The following is a 15,162-nucleotide window of genomic DNA, read 5'->3' on the forward strand; positions in this document are numbered from 1 at the left end:
GCGCCGGCGCCGGCCTACCCGTCATGATGGTAGAAGGCGAGTTCGACACATGGAGCGTGCAGCAGGCCGCCCCCGGGATTGTGCGCGCCGTGGCCACGGGCTCCGCAACCGGGAGCCGGCATGCCAAATGGATCGCGCGGCTGTGGCGTTCGCCCCTCGTGCTCGTCGCGTTCGACACAGACAGTGCCGGCGAAAGTGCCGCCGACTTCTGGTGCAAAACGCTCCACAACACCCTCCGATGGGCGCCCATCGGGCACGACGTGAACGCGATGCTCACGGGGGGCCTCGACATCCTCGCGTGGGTGCGGGCCGGGATCGGGGCCGCACAGCACGGCCGGCACTCGCCACGCATGCGACCTGGCCAGCAGCGGCGGAGCATCGCCACCACCTACCCCACTTTGCCTTGCGCCGCGCCCGGCTCCGTGACCGCTTGCAGACCTTCATCGCCGGCGAGCAATGGCGCGTCTCGCCCTGACACCGGCATCACCTGAACCCCTGACGAGATGCACGCCATCATGAATACCCAGGGACCCCATAACGACCCCGCCGGCGCCTTCTACGAAGCGATCGCCGAGGCGGTGATCCGCAAGCTGGAAGAACGTCAGCGCGCGGCGCCGGGCGGCGGAGCGCTCTTCAACGGAGAAATACCCGTGAACGCCATCGACCTGGAACAGCTGGGCGCCCGAGGCCTGGAGCTCATGCGCGCCTACACCGCGAAGGAGGTTGCCGAGATCCTGGGCACGCCTCGTGTCGAATCCGTGTACGAGATCCCGGAGGCGGAGCTGCCACGCGTTCGGCGCGTCGGTAAGGGGTTTGGATACCTGGGTATCAACGTGTTATGCTACATGGCCGGCCAGCCACCCATCGACCTGGAGGCCGCCATCGAGGCGTACCGCCAGCGGCTCAATGACGCACGGGGCAACATCCTGCCGATGAGCCTCGCCAGCGAAGGCCTCACCCGCGTTCTCTAACCGTTACCGCGCAAACAGCCATGCCCTACAAACGAAGCGGATCCCCTTACTACCAGGTTCGGCGCCGCCGGCTCGTCGGTTATGGCGACACGGGCGTCTTGTCCTCGAAGGTGGCCAGCAAGAAGCTGGCACGCGACATGGAGCGCGTGCTCGACGAACTCGCCCAGAAAGCGCTCGAAGACTCGTCATGGTACGGCCTCCTGGATGCCGTGTGCCGGGCGAAGGCCGTGCCGCTGCCCGACCTCCTGAAAGCGCGCAACGTCGGCACCCTGGAGGGCCTCAAGCGGAGCCTGACCGATCCCACGCTAGCCGAGGCCATCGCGGCCTACCAGCGCGCAGCACCGCAGAACCGTTCCGCTATCATCGGGCTGCGCATGCTCATGCAGTACGCGCCAGCCGGCATGCGCCTGGGTGACCTCACATCGAAGGCGATCACCCGGCTGTGCGTGGATGCGGAGGAAGCCGGCCGCAAGCGCAACACCGTGCGCCGCTCCATGCTTCGCGGGATTTCGCTCCTCCTGCGATTCCACCTGGGCAACGCGGAGCGAGACCGGATATTTGCAGACGTCGTCTTCCATGGCGAGAACGACACTCGGGAAGTTCACCTGACGCCGGCGGAGCTGCGCCGCCTCTTCGCGGCCTGCTTAGAGCTGGGCTACGGCGAACTCGGAACGGTCCTCCGCATTGCCCTCCTCACCTCTGCCGACCGTGGCGTCCTCCTGGCGGGGGAGAACATGGGGCAGAAGCTCCGAGGCCTGCGGGTGCGAGACCTGACCATTTTCCTCGACGGGACATCGGGGCTCTACACCGGGGAGGTATTCCTGAACGACACCAAGACGAAAAGCCGGAGCCGGAGCGTGCCGCTCACCGATAGCCTGTGCCGTGAGCTCCTGGTGTGCTGCAAGGGCAAGGACCCGGACGACACCGTCTTCGAGATGAAGTATCAGCAGCTGGACTACCAGTGGAAGGCCGTGCGGCGTCTGGCGGGCCTGCGTGGCGTGCGCTTCAAGGACATGCGTTCACAAACCGCCATCTACGCGGAGGAAGCCGGCGTCCCCCAGACGATCATCCAGAAAACCCTGGGCCATGCGAGCGAAGCCATGACGCGGCGATATCAGCAGCGTGCGGCCGTCCTCAGCTCCGCCCAGGCGGAAGCCATCGAGGCGGCGATGTTCGCACAGGATGAAAACACCGTAGCGGGCGAAAGTGAAAACAAACGCTCACAATCGGGCTAACAATGAACGAAACCACCCCAAACTAGAAACCCCGCAAGCCATTGATAAACAACGACTTGCGGGGAATGCTGGCAGTAAACTTCGGTGCCTCCGCAAGGGCTCGAACCTTGGACCCGCTGATTAAGAGTCAGCTGCTCTACCAACTGAGCTACAGAGGCGAAAGATGGTTTAAGGTGGCAGGCTCGAGGTTTAAGGGGTGTTGCATCCGCGCACCGAGCCGGCGACCGTGGGCATACCACGTCCGAAGCCAGCGCTGGTTCCAGGGGATAAGGGACGGGTGCAGGAAGAGGGCCGAGTGACGAAGGGAGAGGCTTGATGGGAAGCCTTCATCACCGCGAGCGCAGCGAGCCTCCTGATCCAAAAGCGCCTAACCGCGAGCGAAGCGAGCCCCTGCCGTATCTTCCAGAGAGAAGTGCAGGACGGGAGCCATACCCACTATAGTCTCCCGTCCTTTTCAAGATGTGCTTCGGAAAGATGTGCTTTTTCCGTTCGTTCGTTCTTAATATCGCACATGCTTAAGCCCGATACTATCGGGGTTTTGAATCCACTTTATGACGTCAGAATCCCCTACACACCTGTCTGCAAAAGCGCACGTGACCACGGACCTTTCGTTACCCGACCTCGCCGGCGCGCTCCGCGCGGGCCGTCTGAGCAGCCGCCAGCTCGTCGCCTCGGCGCTGGAACGCATCCTGGACCCCGCCGGCGAGGGCTCACGCGCGTTTGTGCAGGTGAATGATGTCGCGGCGTTTGCAGCCGCCGAGGACGCTGACGCCCGGATCGCGGCCGGCCGCGATGGGCTCCCTCTCCTCGGACTGCCTATCTCCATCAAAGACCTGTTCGATGTCGCCGGCGAAACAACTCGTGCCGGATCTGTCCTCCTGGCCGATCAGCCGCCGGCCGATCGCGACGCCCCCGCCATCAACCGCCTCCGGGCCGCCGGCGCCATCTTTATCGGCCGGACGAACATGACGGAGTTTGCCTTTTCGGGCCTCGGGATCAACCCGCACTACGGCACGCCGGCCGCTCCGTACGACCGCGCGAACGTCCGCCGCATCCCCGGGGGGTCGACCTCCGGCGGCGCGGTGTCTGTGGCCGATGGGATGGCCGCGGCGGCGATCGGGACGGATACGGGGGGCTCGACACGCATCCCGCCGGCGTTCTGCGGGCTCGTCGGGTTTAAACCGACCGCCCGGCGGATCTCCACCGAAGGCGTTTTCCCCCTGGCGCCCAGCCTGGACTCTGTCGGCCCCATCGGGCGCACGGTGGCGTGTTGCGTGGTGCTGGACCAGGTGATGAGCGGCGCGCCGGTTCGCTCCCTCGACCCGCTTCCGCTCCGCGGCCGGCGCTTTTTGCTCCCCACCAACGAGGTGTTGGACGACCTGGATGCCCCCGTCGCCAGCGCCTTCCTGCGGACCCTCGCCCGGATGCGCGACGCCGGCGCCGAGATCGTCGAGCGCCGGTTCGAGGCGCTGGATATGCTGGCGGAAGGGCGAACGTACGGGCCGCTCGCCCCCGTCGAGGCCTACGCCGTCCACCGCCGCTGGTACCACGCCCGACAGGCGGACTACGACCCGCGCGTCCACATGCGCATGGCGGCCGGCGTGGGGTTCAAGGCCGCGGAGTACATGGACATCCTGGCCTGGCGCCGGCGGTTCATCGAACGCGCCGAACGCGAGCTGGCCGGCTACGACGCGTACATCATGCCGACCGTCCCCATGATCCCCCCGCCCATCGCCGATATCATCGAAGGTGACGACGCCCACTACCTCGCCGTCAACACCCGCGCGCTGCGCAACACGTCCATCGTAAACGCGCTGGACGGCTGCGCCCTCACCATCCCCTGCCACCGCGCCGGCGAGGCGCCAGCCGGGTTCACCGTCGCCGGCAGCGCCCTGCAGGACGAGCGCGTGCTACAGCTCGGCCTGAGCGTTGAGGCCGTGCTGGCGGCCTAGATGGGAAAAGGGTTTAAGGTTCGAAGTTCAAGGTTTAAGGAAGTGATTCCTTGTACGTTAGACCTTGAACCGTCCCCGTTCACACATTTTTCTCACATATACTCTGAACCCTTTGCCGGCGGCGGACCGTTTAGGGGGGCTCGTTCAGGCCTCTCATCGCTCCGCCGTCGGTATGTTATCAGATCTGACTACCCCTTCCCCCGTACCGCGGCGGTTCTTGTCCGAATTGAAGGACATGTTTCAGGGCAAGCCGCGGGATTTCACGACCGGCAGCCTGGGCCGCGCGATCGTCCTCCTCGCCATTCCGATGGTGCTGGAGATGATCATGCAATCCATCTTCGGAGTGGTGGACGTCTACTTCGTCGGCAAGCTCGGGGCGGATGCCGTGGCGGCGGTGGGGATGACGGATTCGTTGATGGTGCTGCTGTTCGCCGTCGGGATGGGGATCGCGATGTCGGCGGCGGCGATGGTGGCGCGGCGCATCGGAGAGAAAAAGCCCGAGGAAGCGGGCATCGCCGCCATCCAGGCGTTGATCGCGGGCGCGATCGTGTCCGTGCCGGTCGCCGTCCTGGGCGTCCTGTTCGCGCCGGAGTTGCTGGGGATCATGGGCGCCACGGAATCGGTGATCGCGATCGGGTCCGGGTACTGTGCGATCGCCTTCGGGTCCAACATCCTCATCCTCTACCTTTTTATCATCAACGCCATCTTTCGCGGCGCCGGCGACGCCGCGAAGGCGATGCGGGTGTTGTGGCTGGCGAACATCTTCAATCTTATCCTGGACCCGATGTTCATCTTCGGCTGGGGGCCCATCCCGGAGATGGGCGTCACCGGGGCGGCCGTGGCCACAGCGATTGGCCGCGGAATCGGGGTAGCGTACCAGCTTTCGTTGTTATTCAAAGGAACGGGGCATCTGCGGGTGTCACGAAGCCAGCTGCGGGTCGATCCGGAGATGATGCGCCGGCTGGCCCGGGTCGCCAGTCCCGGCATCGTGCAGTACCTCGTCGGGACCGCCAGCTGGATGATGCTCTTCCGCATCCTCGCCTCGTTCGGGAGCGACGCGCTGGCCGGCTACACGATCGCGATCCGGATCATCCTCTTCGCCCTGCTGCCGTCGTGGGGCATGGGGAACGCCGCGGCGACGCTGGTCGGGCAGAACCTGGGAGCACGCCGGCCGGATCGCGCAGAGCGCGCCGTCTGGTTCGCCTGCGGGGCGAATGCCGTGTTTCTGGGTCTCGTCGCGGTGGGGATGTATGTCTTCGCCGAACGGCTCATCCGCCTGTTCACCACCGAGGCCGCAGCCGTCGCTTTCGGGGTGGACTGCCTCCACATCGTCAGCTATACCTACATCCTGTTCGCCTTTGGGATGGTGATCGTCTCGTCGTTCAACGGCGCCGGCGACACCCGCACCCCCACCTGGATCAATGTGGTCAGCTACTGGATGCTCCAGCTGCCCATCGCCTATTTCCTGTCGCACAACGCCGGAATGGGCCCGCGCGGCGCCTTCATCGCCATCGCCGTAGCCCAGGCCGCGCTGGCGGGGATCGCGATCCTGCTGTTCCGGCGCGGGACGTGGAAGCAGCAGATCGTGTAGCAACTCCTGCCGGTTCGTCAACGCGGCAAATCGAGTACGAGAAATCTCTTACTCCTGCATTTGCACCACACTCCCATACTCCCCCCCTTCACGTCTCCATAACGATAGCATAACACTGGAGTAACAGCGCGCCGGCCAAAATCCTGCATAGTACACCCGTTCCTATCCCCGGGTTTTTGGCCCTCTACCGCCATGTTTCCACCTTGCTAACTCCAGAATGCTCATGGTATCACGTTTCCGTTTCGGCGCAGCCATGGCTGTGCTGTTTTTTTCGCTCTGTGTGCCGCTGGCCTCGACGCAGTCGCTCCGTCTGACGCAGATTGGCGTGATCGGCGCGACGACGCCGGCGCTGCCGACCATCTCCAGCCCGCGCGGCGTGGTGGTGATGGATGACGTGGCAAGTATCGTGCAGGCCGAGATCGACGCCCTCACCGCCGCCGGCGTCACCAAGATCATCCTCATCAGCCACCTGCAGGGCATCGAGCAGGACCTGGAGCTGATCCCGATGCTCAGCGGCCTGGACATCGCCATCGCCGGCGGCGGCGACGAACTCCTCGCCAACAACGACGACGTGCTCGTCCCGGGCGACGGCACCCCGTTTGGCCCCTACCCGCTGCGCGTCGCCAACGCCGACGGCGTGGACGTGCCGGTGGTGTTCGATGCCGGCCAACTGCCGAGCGGCGCCTACTTCCTCCAGTACACGACGCCGGAAGGGACGTTTAGCCGGCAGATGCTGTTGATGAAGTAAGGCGGCTGTAACCATCCGCACGTCATCCCGAGCCCGTCGAGGGACCTCCCGATTTTCCGAGAGGTCCTTCGACAAGCTCAGGATGACCACTTTTTTTGGCGGTGCTTGCTGTGTACGAGTACGATGTTGTCCCCTCCACCCTGCGACTCCTCCGGTTGTGCCGGCGTCGCTCAGGGCAGGCACTCCCATACCCCACCCTACCTCCCCATTTCAACCCTTAGCCAGTCCAGCCGGGCAAGGGGATGGCCGGTATCCTGGGCGGCGCGAAAGACGACGAACAGGTCGTGCACGCCTTCTGTGGCCTGCACCGCGGCGCGGAATTCTCCTTCCTGCGCGCCGGCTGTGATCGTCCCCACCAGCGGTCCATCCGGGGCGTCGAGGCGGAGCTCGAGCTGGCCGGGGGCGGTTCCGGTAGCCGGCGGAAGGGTGAACGCGGTGATGGCTGCGACGCCAGTGAGGTCGATCCCATCAAAGGCGATAAACGAGCCGTCGTACGCCCGCGCGATGGCGTCGTTGGCGACGAGGACGCGCTCGGACCGGTCGAACGCCTCGGCCTCGATCTTCGGGTGGCGGAGCACGATGAGCTGCTGCCCGGTGATCGGCTCGATGCCTTCGGCGCCGGCATCGGTGTAGGAGGCGCGGACGAAGTACATCCCTTCTGAATTCTCGGCGCGGCGGTGGGCGTCGAGCCGGTAGGTGCCGGCGGCCGGCAGCCGGCGCACGGCCGGGGCGTCGGCGCCGAGCGAGCGGATGTAGCGAACCATTGCGCGGGCGTCTTCTTCAGCCAGCTGGGGGTGGGCGGCCATCGCCTGTTCGCCCCACACCCCACCGCCGCCCTGGATGATCTTCTGGACGAGGTAGTCCTCCGCCTCGGCCTGGCCGGCATACCGTTTCGCCACCTCCTGGTAGCTGGGACCGATGGACGGCTTGTCGACGACGTGGCACGCCAGGCAGTCGCTCCCTTCGATGAGACGCTGGCCAACGGAAAAGCCCGAGACGGCGTCGGCCTGGCGGTGGCCCTGCTCGACCAGCGTGCGGTCAAAGCCCTGCTCGAGGTAATCGACCTGCATCACCACCGCGCCGGCCGGCGCGGTGGTGATGCAGGTCGATTACCTCGAGCAGGGCTTTGACCGCACGCTGGTCGAGCAGGGCCACCGCCAGGCCGACGCCGTCTCGGGCTTTTCCGTTGGCCAGCGTCTCATCGAAGGGAGCGACTGCCTGGCGTGCCACGTCGTCGACAAGCCGTCCATCGGTCCCAGCTACCAGGAGGTGGCGAAACGGTATGCCGGCCAGGCCGAGGCGGAGGACTACCTCGTCCAGAAGATCATCCAGGGCGGCGGTGGGGTGTGGGGCGAACAGGCGATGGCCGCCCACCCCCAGCTGGCTGAAGAAGACGCCCGCGCAATGGTTCGCTACATCCGCTCGCTCGGCGCCGACGCCCCGGCCGTGCGCCGGCTGCCGGCCGCCGGCACCTACCGGCTCGACGCCCACCGCCGCGCCGAGAATTCAGAAGGGATGTACTTCGTCCGCGCCTCCTACACCGATGCCGGCGCCGAAGGCATCGAGCCGATCACCGGGCAGCAGCTCATCGTGCTCCGCCACCCGAAGATCGAGGCCGAGGCGTTCGACCGGTCCGAGCGCGTCCTCGTCGCCAACGACGCCATCGCGCGGGCGTACGACGGCTCGTTTATCGCCTTTGATGGGATCGACCTCACTGGCGTCGCAGCCATCACCGCGTTCACCCTTCCGCCGGCTACCGGAACCGCCCCCGGCCAGCTCGAGCTCCGCCTCGACGCCCCGGATGGACCGCTGGTGGGGACGATCACAGCCGGCGCGCAGGAAGGAGAATTCCGCGCCGCGGTGCAGGCCACAGAAGGCGTGCACGACCTGTTCGTCGTCTTTCGCGCCGCCCAGGATACCGGCCATCCCCTTGCCCGGCTGGACTGGCTAAGGGTTGAAATGGGGAGGTAGGGTGGGGTATGGGAGTGCCTGCCCTGAGCGACGCCGGCACAACCGGAGGAGTCGCAGGGTGGAGGGGACAACATCGTACTCGTACACAGCAAGCACCGCCAAAAAAAGTGGTCATCCTGAGCTTGTCGAAGGACCTCTCGGAAAATCGGGAGGTCCCTCGACGGGCTCGGGATGACGTGCGGATGGTTACAGCCGCCTTACTTCATCAACAGCATCTGCCGGCTAAACGTCCCTTCCGGCGTCGTGTACTGGAGGAAGTAGGCGCCGCTCGGCAGTTGGCCGGCATCGAACACCACCGGCACGTCCACGCCGTCGGCGTTGGCGACGCGCAGCGGGTAGGGGCCAAACGGGGTGCCGTCGCCCGGGACGAGCACGTCGTCGTTGTTGGCGAGGAGTTCGTCGCCGCCGCCGGCGATGGCGATGTCCAGGCCGCTGAGCATCGGGATCAGCTCCAGGTCCTGCTCGATGCCCTGCAGGTGGCTGATGAGGATGATCTTGGTGACGCCGGCGGCGGTGAGGGCGTCGATCTCGGCCTGCACGATACTTGCCACGTCATCCATCACCACCACGCCGCGCGGGCTGGAGATGGTCGGCAGCGCCGGCGTCGTCGCGCCGATCACGCCAATCTGCGTCAGACGGAGCGACTGCGTCGAGGCCAGCGGCACACAGAGCGAAAAAAACAGCACAGCCATGGCTGCGCCGAAACGGAAACGTGATACCATGAGCATTCTGGAGTTAGCAAGGTGGAAACATGGCGGTAGAGGGCCAAAAACCCGGGGATAGGAACGGGTGTACTATGCAGGATTTTGGCCGGCGCGCTGTTACTCCAGTGTTATGCTATCGTTATGGAGACGTGAAGGGGGGGAGTATGGGAGTGTGGTGCAAATGCAGGAGTAAGAGATTTCTCGTACTCGATTTGCCGCGTTGACGAACCGGCAGGAGTTGCTACACGATCTGCTGCTTCCACGTCCCGCGCCGGAACAGCAGGATCGCGATCCCCGCCAGCGCGGCCTGGGCTACGGCGATGGCGATGAAGGCGCCGCGCGGGCCCATTCCGGCGTTGTGCGACAGGAAATAGGCGATGGGCAGCTGGAGCATCCAGTAGCTGACCACATTGATCCAGGTGGGGGTGCGGGTGTCGCCGGCGCCGTTGAACGACGAGACGATCACCATCCCAAAGGCGAACAGGATGTAGGTATAGCTGACGATGTGGAGGCAGTCCACCCCGAAAGCGACGGCTGCGGCCTCGGTGGTGAACAGGCGGATGAGCCGTTCGGCGAAGACATACATCCCCACCGCGACGAGACCCAGAAACACGGCATTCGCCCCGCAGGCGAACCAGACGGCGCGCTCTGCGCGATCCGGCCGGCGTGCTCCCAGGTTCTGCCCGACCAGCGTCGCCGCGGCGTTCCCCATGCCCCACGACGGCAGCAGGGCGAAGAGGATGATCCGGATCGCGATCGTGTAGCCGGCCAGCGCGTCGCTCCCGAACGAGGCGAGGATGCGGAAGAGCATCATCCAGCTGGCGGTCCCGACGAGGTACTGCACGATGCCGGGACTGGCGACCCGGGCCAGCCGGCGCATCATCTCCGGATCGACCCGCAGCTGGCTTCGTGACACCCGCAGATGCCCCGTTCCTTTGAATAACAACGAAAGCTGGTACGCTACCCCGATTCCGCGGCCAATCGCTGTGGCCACGGCCGCCCCGGTGACGCCCATCTCCGGGATGGGCCCCCAGCCGAAGATGAACATCGGGTCCAGGATAAGATTGAAGATGTTCGCCAGCCACAACACCCGCATCGCCTTCGCGGCGTCGCCGGCGCCGCGAAAGATGGCGTTGATGATAAAAAGGTAGAGGATGAGGATGTTGGACCCGAAGGCGATCGCACAGTACCCGGACCCGATCGCGATCACCGATTCCGTGGCGCCCATGATCCCCAGCAACTCCGGCGCGAACAGGACGCCCAGGACGGCGACCGGCACGGACACGATCGCGCCCGCGATCAACGCCTGGATGGCGGCGATGCCCGCTTCCTCGGGCTTTTTCTCTCCGATGCGCCGCGCCACCATCGCCGCCGCCGACATCGCGATCCCCATCCCGACGGCGAACAGCAGCACCATCAACGAATCCGTCATCCCCACCGCCGCCACGGCATCCGCCCCGAGCTTGCCGACGAAGTAGACGTCCACCACTCCGAAGATGGATTGCATGATCATCTCCAGCACCATCGGAATGGCGAGGAGGACGATCGCGCGGCCCAGGCTGCCGGTCGTGAAATCCCGCGGCTTGCCCTGAAACATGTCCTTCAATTCGGACAAGAACCGCCGCGGTACGGGGGAAGGGGTAGTCAGATCTGATAACATACCGACGGCGGAGCGATGAGAGGCCTGAACGAGCCCCCCTAAACGGTCCGCCGCCGGCAAAGGGTTCAGAGTATATGTGAGAAAAATGTGTGAACGGGGACGGTTCAAGGTCTAACGTACAAGGAATCACTTCCTTAAACCTTGAACTTCGAACCTTAAACCCTTTTCCCATCTAGGCCGCCAGCACGGCCTCAACGCTCAGGCCGAGCTGTAGCACGCGCTCGTCCTGCAGGGCGCTGCCGGCGACGGTGAACCCGGCTGGCGCCTCGCCGGCGCGGTGGCAGGGGATGGTGAGGGCGCAGCCGTCCAGCGCGTTTACGATGGACGTGTTGCGCAGCGCGCGGGTGTTGACGGCGAGGTAGTGGGCGTCGTCACCTTCGATGATATCGGCGATGGGCGGGGGGATCATGGGGACGGTCGGCATGATGTACGCGTCGTAGCCGGCCAGCTCGCGTTCGGCGCGTTCGATGAACCGCCGGCGCCAGGCCAGGATGTCCATGTACTCCGCGGCCTTGAACCCCACGCCGGCCGCCATGCGCATGTGGACGCGCGGGTCGTAGTCCGCCTGTCGGGCGTGGTACCAGCGGCGGTGGACGGCGTAGGCCTCGACGGGGGCGAGCGGCCCGTACGTTCGCCCTTCCGCCAGCATATCCAGCGCCTCGAACCGGCGCTCGACGATCTCGGCGCCGGCGTCGCGCATCCGGGCGAGGGTCCGCAGGAAGGCGCTGGCGACGGGGGCATCCAGGTCGTCCAACACCTCGTTGGTGGGGAGCAAAAAGCGCCGGCCGCGGAGCGGAAGCGGGTCGAGGGAGCGAACCGGCGCGCCGCTCATCACCTGGTCCAGCACCACGCAACACGCCACCGTGCGCCCGATGGGGCCGACAGAGTCCAGGCTGGGCGCCAGGGGGAAAACGCCTTCGGTGGAGATCCGCCGGGCGGTCGGTTTAAACCCGACGAGCCCGCAGAACGCCGGCGGGATGCGTGTCGAGCCCCCCGTATCCGTCCCGATCGCCGCCGCGGCCATCCCATCGGCCACAGACACCGCGCCGCCGGAGGTCGACCCCCCGGGGATGCGGCGGACGTTCGCGCGGTCGTACGGAGCGGCCGGCGTGCCGTAGTGCGGGTTGATCCCGAGGCCCGAAAAGGCAAACTCCGTCATGTTCGTCCGGCCGATAAAGATGGCGCCGGCGGCCCGGAGGCGGTTGATGGCGGGGGCGTCGCGATCGGCCGGCGGCTGATCGGCCAGGAGGACAGATCCGGCACGAGTTGTTTCGCCGGCGACATCGAACAGGTCTTTGATGGAGATAGGCAGTCCGAGGAGAGGGAGCCCATCGCGGCCGGCCGCGATCCGGGCGTCAGCGTCCTCGGCGGCTGCAAACGCCGCGACATCATTCACCTGCACAAACGCGCGTGAGCCCTCGCCGGCGGGGTCCAGGATGCGTTCCAGCGCCGAGGCGACGAGCTGGCGGCTGCTCAGACGGCCCGCGCGGAGCGCGCCGGCGAGGTCGGGTAACGAAAGGTCCGTGGTCACGTGCGCTTTTGCAGACAGGTGTGTAGGGGATTCTGACGTCATAAAGTGGATTCAAAACCCCGATAGTATCGGGCTTAAGCATGTGCGATATTAAGAACGAACGAACGGAAAAAGCACATCTTTCCGAAGCACATCTTGAAAAGGACGGGAGACTATAGTGGGTATGGCTCCCGTCCTGCACTTCTCTCTGGAAGATACGGCAGGGGCTCGCTTCGCTCGCGGTTAGGCGCTTTTGGATCAGGAGGCTCGCTGCGCTCGCGGTGATGAAGGCTTCCCATCAAGCCTCTCCCTTCGTCACTCGGCCCTCTTCCTGCACCCGTCCCTTATCCCCTGGAACCAGCGCTGGCTTCGGACGTGGTATGCCCACGGTCGCCGGCTCGGTGCGCGGATGCAACACCCCTTAAACCTCGAGCCTGCCACCTTAAACCATCTTTCGCCTCTGTAGCTCAGTTGGTAGAGCAGCTGACTCTTAATCAGCGGGTCCAAGGTTCGAGCCCTTGCGGAGGCACCGAAGTTTACTGCCAGCATTCCCCGCAAGTCGTTGTTTATCAATGGCTTGCGGGGTTTCTAGTTTGGGGTGGTTTCGTTCATTGTTAGCCCGATTGTGAGCGTTTGTTTTCACTTTCGCCCGCTACGGTGTTTTCATCCTGTGCGAACATCGCCGCCTCGATGGCTTCCGCCTGGGCGGAGCTGAGGACGGCCGCACGCTGCTGATATCGCCGCGTCATGGCTTCGCTCGCATGGCCCAGGGTTTTCTGGATGATCGTCTGGGGGACGCCGGCTTCCTCCGCGTAGATGGCGGTTTGTGAACGCATGTCCTTGAAGCGCACGCCACGCAGGCCCGCCAGACGCCGCACGGCCTTCCACTGGTAGTCCAGCTGCTGATACTTCATCTCGAAGACGGTGTCGTCCGGGTCCTTGCCCTTGCAGCACACCAGGAGCTCACGGCACAGGCTATCGGTGAGCGGCACGCTCCGGCTCCGGCTTTTCGTCTTGGTGTCGTTCAGGAATACCTCCCCGGTGTAGAGCCCCGATGTCCCGTCGAGGAAAATGGTCAGGTCTCGCACCCGCAGGCCTCGGAGCTTCTGCCCCATGTTCTCCCCCGCCAGGAGGACGCCACGGTCGGCAGAGGTGAGGAGGGCAATGCGGAGGACCGTTCCGAGTTCGCCGTAGCCCAGCTCTAAGCAGGCCGCGAAGAGGCGGCGCAGCTCCGCCGGCGTCAGGTGAACTTCCCGAGTGTCGTTCTCGCCATGGAAGACGACGTCTGCAAATATCCGGTCTCGCTCCGCGTTGCCCAGGTGGAATCGCAGGAGGAGCGAAATCCCGCGAAGCATGGAGCGGCGCACGGTGTTGCGCTTGCGGCCGGCTTCCTCCGCATCCACGCACAGCCGGGTGATCGCCTTCGATGTGAGGTCACCCAGGCGCATGCCGGCTGGCGCGTACTGCATGAGCATGCGCAGCCCGATGATAGCGGAACGGTTCTGCGGTGCTGCGCGCTGGTAGGCCGCGATGGCCTCGGCTAGCGTGGGATCGGTCAGGCTCCGCTTGAGGCCCTCCAGGGTGCCGACGTTGCGCGCTTTCAGGAGGTCGGGCAGCGGCACGGCCTTCGCCCGGCACACGGCATCCAGGAGGCCGTACCATGACGAGTCTTCGAGCGCTTTCTGGGCGAGTTCGTCGAGCACGCGCTCCATGTCGCGTGCCAGCTTCTTGCTGGCCACCTTCGAGGACAAGACGCCCGTGTCGCCATAACCGACGAGCCGGCGGCGCCGAACCTGGTAGTAAGGGGATCCGCTTCGTTTGTAGGGCATGGCTGTTTGCGCGGTAACGGTTAGAGAACGCGGGTGAGGCCTTCGCTGGCGAGGCTCATCGGCAGGATGTTGCCCCGTGCGTCATTGAGCCGCTGGCGGTACGCCTCGATGGCGGCCTCCAGGTCGATGGGTGGCTGGCCGGCCATGTAGCATAACACGTTGATACCCAGGTATCCAAACCCCTTACCGACGCGCCGAACGCGTGGCAGCTCCGCCTCCGGGATCTCGTACACGGATTCGACACGAGGCGTGCCCAGGATCTCGGCAACCTCCTTCGCGGTGTAGGCGCGCATGAGCTCCAGGCCTCGGGCGCCCAGCTGTTCCAGGTCGATGGCGTTCACGGGTATTTCTCCGTTGAAGAGCGCTCCGCCGCCCGGCGCCGCGCGCTGACGTTCTTCCAGCTTGCGGATCACCGCCTCGGCGATCGCTTCGTAGAAGGCGCCGGCGGGGTCGTTATGGGGTCCCTGGGTATTCATGATGGCGTGCATCTCGTCAGGGGTTCAGGTGATGCCGGTGTCAGGGCGAGACGCGCCATTGCTCGCCGGCGATGAAGGTCTGCAAGCGGTCACGGAGCCGGGCGCGGCGCAAGGCAAAGTGGGGTAGGTGGTGGCGATGCTCCGCCGCTGCTGGCCAGGTCGCATGCGTGGCGAGTGCCGGCCGTGCTGTGCGGCCCCGATCCCGGCCCGCACCCACGCGAGGATGTCGAGGCCCCCCGTGAGCATCGCGTTCACGTCGTGCCCGATGGGCGCCCATCGGAGGGTGTTGTGGAGCGTTTTGCACCAGAAGTCGGCGGCACTTTCGCCGGCACTGTCTGTGTCGAACGCGACGAGCACGAGGGGCGAACGCCACAGCCGCGCGATCCATTTGGCATGCCGGCTCCCGGTTGCGGAGCCCGTGGCCACGGCGCGCACAATCCCGGGGGCGGCCTGCTGCACGCTCCATGTGTCGAACTCGCCTTCTACCATCATGACGGGTAGGCCGGCGCCGGCGC

The 15,162-nt window shown here is 65.5% G+C and carries 14 protein-coding genes and 2 tRNA genes; 8 read left to right on the forward strand and 8 right to left on the reverse strand.

Going from position 1 to position 15,162, the window contains the following annotated elements; all coding sequences use genetic code 11:
• From SH809_14575 to SH809_14585, 3 genes are all read left to right on the forward strand, one after another.
• The coding region (locus SH809_14575; GenBank protein MDZ4700931.1) for a toprim domain-containing protein at nt 1–491 on the forward strand (491 nt) is incomplete at its 5' end.
• Between the two features lie 12 nt (nt 492–503).
• Nucleotides 504–971, forward strand: coding sequence for a hypothetical protein (locus SH809_14580; protein ID MDZ4700932.1), 468 nt, complete (start codon nt 504–506; stop codon nt 969–971).
• Between the two features lie 20 nt (nt 972–991).
• Nucleotides 992–2,206 carry a site-specific integrase gene (locus SH809_14585; protein ID MDZ4700933.1) on the forward strand — a complete coding sequence of 405 codons (1,215 nt, stop codon included), beginning with the start codon at nt 992–994 and terminating at the stop codon, nt 2,204–2,206.
• An 85-nt stretch (nt 2,207–2,291) separates the two neighbouring features.
• Here the strand turns inward: SH809_14585 and SH809_14590 are convergent.
• A tRNA-Lys gene (locus tag SH809_14590) sits at nt 2,292–2,364 on the reverse strand.
• 435 nt (nt 2,365–2,799) lie between these two features.
• On the opposite strand from SH809_14590, the gene SH809_14595 reads away from it, so the two are divergent.
• The 3 genes from SH809_14595 to SH809_14605 all read left to right on the forward strand — a co-directional run bounded on the left by SH809_14595 (nt 2,800) and on the right by SH809_14605 (nt 6,497).
• On the forward strand, nt 2,800–4,158 hold the full coding sequence (locus tag SH809_14595; GenBank protein MDZ4700934.1) for an amidase: 1,359 nt from the start codon (nt 2,800–2,802) through the stop codon (nt 4,156–4,158).
• A gap of 172 nt (nt 4,159–4,330) precedes the next feature.
• Complete coding sequence (locus SH809_14600; GenBank protein MDZ4700935.1) at nt 4,331–5,749, forward strand: MATE family efflux transporter; 1,419 nt, start codon at nt 4,331–4,333, stop codon at nt 5,747–5,749.
• A 223-nt stretch (nt 5,750–5,972) separates the two neighbouring features.
• Complete coding sequence (locus SH809_14605) at nt 5,973–6,497, forward strand: hypothetical protein (GenBank protein MDZ4700936.1); 525 nt, start codon at nt 5,973–5,975, stop codon at nt 6,495–6,497.
• A 197-nt stretch (nt 6,498–6,694) separates the two neighbouring features.
• On the opposite strand, the gene SH809_14610 is transcribed toward SH809_14605, so the two are convergent.
• Nucleotides 6,695–7,567 carry a carbohydrate-binding protein gene (locus SH809_14610; protein MDZ4700937.1) on the reverse strand — a complete coding sequence of 291 codons (873 nt, stop codon included), beginning with the start codon at nt 7,565–7,567 and terminating at the stop codon, nt 6,695–6,697.
• A gap of 28 nt (nt 7,568–7,595) precedes the next feature.
• Between SH809_14610 and SH809_14615 the strand changes: the two genes are divergently transcribed.
• Nucleotides 7,596–8,468, forward strand: coding sequence for a carbohydrate-binding protein (locus SH809_14615; GenBank protein ID MDZ4700938.1), 873 nt, complete (start codon nt 7,596–7,598; stop codon nt 8,466–8,468).
• Between the two features lie 197 nt (nt 8,469–8,665).
• On the opposite strand, the gene SH809_14620 is transcribed toward SH809_14615, so the two are convergent.
• The 3 genes from SH809_14620 to SH809_14630 form a co-directional block, all read right to left on the reverse strand.
• Nucleotides 8,666–9,190, reverse strand: coding sequence for a hypothetical protein (locus SH809_14620; GenBank protein MDZ4700939.1), 525 nt, complete (start codon nt 9,188–9,190; stop codon nt 8,666–8,668).
• A 223-nt stretch (nt 9,191–9,413) separates the two neighbouring features.
• Entirely contained in the window at nt 9,414–10,832 is a 1,419-nt protein-coding gene (locus SH809_14625; protein ID MDZ4700940.1) for an MATE family efflux transporter, read from the reverse strand.
• 172 nt (nt 10,833–11,004) lie between these two features.
• Nucleotides 11,005–12,363 (reverse strand): amidase, encoded by a 1,359-nt coding sequence (locus SH809_14630; GenBank protein MDZ4700941.1) that lies wholly within the window; start codon nt 12,361–12,363, stop codon nt 11,005–11,007.
• A gap of 435 nt (nt 12,364–12,798) precedes the next feature.
• On the opposite strand from SH809_14630, the gene SH809_14635 reads away from it, so the two are divergent.
• Nucleotides 12,799–12,871 (forward strand) — tRNA-Lys (locus SH809_14635).
• Nucleotides 12,872–12,956: 85 nt separating this feature from the next.
• On the opposite strand, the gene SH809_14640 is transcribed toward SH809_14635, so the two are convergent.
• The 3 genes from SH809_14640 to SH809_14650 form a co-directional block, all read right to left on the reverse strand.
• Nucleotides 12,957–14,171: a site-specific integrase gene (locus SH809_14640; GenBank protein ID MDZ4700942.1), complete on the reverse strand. Its 1,215-nt coding sequence runs from the start codon at nt 14,169–14,171 to the stop codon at nt 12,957–12,959.
• 20 nt (nt 14,172–14,191) lie between these two features.
• Nucleotides 14,192–14,659 carry a hypothetical protein gene (locus SH809_14645; protein ID MDZ4700943.1) on the reverse strand — a complete coding sequence of 156 codons (468 nt, stop codon included), beginning with the start codon at nt 14,657–14,659 and terminating at the stop codon, nt 14,192–14,194.
• Nucleotides 14,660–14,671: 12 nt separating this feature from the next.
• Nucleotides 14,672–15,162: toprim domain-containing protein (locus tag SH809_14650; GenBank protein ID MDZ4700944.1), on the reverse strand; the 491-nt coding region annotated here is incomplete at its 5' end.

It is taken from the genome of Rhodothermales bacterium (assembly GCA_034439735.1).
Classification (GTDB): Bacteria; Bacteroidota; Rhodothermia; order Rhodothermales; family JAHQVL01; genus JAWKNW01.

Excerpts from the sequence above, each read along its gene's own strand:
- SH809_14615 (MDZ4700938.1), top strand. The coding sequence starts at position 7,596 with ATGCAGGTCGATTACCTCGAGCAGGGCTTTGACCGCACGCTGGTCGAG.
- SH809_14625 (MDZ4700940.1), bottom strand. The coding sequence starts at position 10,832 with ATGTTATCAGATCTGACTACCCCTTCCCCCGTACCGCGGCGGTTCTTG.
- SH809_14610 (MDZ4700937.1), bottom strand. The coding sequence starts at position 7,567 with ATGCAGGTCGATTACCTCGAGCAGGGCTTTGACCGCACGCTGGTCGAG.
- SH809_14640 (MDZ4700942.1), bottom strand. The coding sequence starts at position 14,171 with ATGCCCTACAAACGAAGCGGATCCCCTTACTACCAGGTTCGGCGCCGC.
- SH809_14580 (MDZ4700932.1), top strand. The coding sequence starts at position 504 with ATGCACGCCATCATGAATACCCAGGGACCCCATAACGACCCCGCCGGC.
- SH809_14645 (MDZ4700943.1), bottom strand. The coding sequence starts at position 14,659 with ATGCACGCCATCATGAATACCCAGGGACCCCATAACGACCCCGCCGGC.
- SH809_14620 (MDZ4700939.1), bottom strand. The coding sequence starts at position 9,190 with ATGGTATCACGTTTCCGTTTCGGCGCAGCCATGGCTGTGCTGTTTTTT.
- SH809_14600 (MDZ4700935.1), top strand. The coding sequence starts at position 4,331 with ATGTTATCAGATCTGACTACCCCTTCCCCCGTACCGCGGCGGTTCTTG.
- SH809_14605 (MDZ4700936.1), top strand. The coding sequence starts at position 5,973 with ATGGTATCACGTTTCCGTTTCGGCGCAGCCATGGCTGTGCTGTTTTTT.
- SH809_14585 (MDZ4700933.1), top strand. The coding sequence starts at position 992 with ATGCCCTACAAACGAAGCGGATCCCCTTACTACCAGGTTCGGCGCCGC.